This window comes from Kitasatospora nipponensis (genome assembly GCF_039528135.1).
Lineage (GTDB): Bacteria > Actinomycetota > Actinomycetes > Streptomycetales > Streptomycetaceae > Kitasatospora > Kitasatospora nipponensis.
This window is the reverse complement of sequence record NZ_BAAALF010001062.1, coordinates 1-542: the sequence shown is the minus strand read 5'-3', so window position 1 is coordinate 542 and position 542 is coordinate 1. Positions and strand designations below refer to the sequence as shown.

At 71.0% G+C, this 542-nt stretch carries 1 protein-coding gene; it reads left to right on the top strand.

What is annotated here, in order from left to right:
• Positions 1-542: GlxA family transcriptional regulator (locus ABD323_RS44870; protein ID WP_344447711.1), on the top strand; the 542-nt coding region annotated here is incomplete at both ends.

The following is a 542-nucleotide window of genomic DNA, read 5'->3' as shown; positions in this document are numbered from 1 at the left end:
TGTTTCTTCGCCGCCCGCCCCATCACCCCCGCCGTACGCACGACGCTGACCGGCGCACACGAGTCGGGCGCGACGATCGTCGGGCTCTGCCTCGGCGCGATCCCCGTCGTCGATGCCGGCCTGCTCGGCGAACGTCCTGCCGTCACGCACTGGCAGGGCTTCGACCTGCTGACACAGCGCCATCCCGGCATCGATCTCGACGACTCCGTGCTGTACATCGACCACGGGGACGTCCTCACGTCGGCCGGAACCGCTTCCGGGCTGGGCGCGTGCCTGCACCTGGTCCGGTCACGTCTCGGCGCGACCCCCGCCCACAAGGTCGCCCGCAGCCTGGTCATCGCACCGCATCGCGAGGGCGGACAGGCCCAGTACATCGAACGCCCCATGCCTCCGCGGTCGGAAGACGACGCGATCTCCCGCGCGATGGAGTGGGCCGAGCAGCGGCTGGCGGAACCGTTGCCGGTCGAACGGCTGGCCACCACCGCCCACATGAGCACGCGGACGTTCGTGCGGGAATTCCGCTCGGCGACGGGTACGACGCC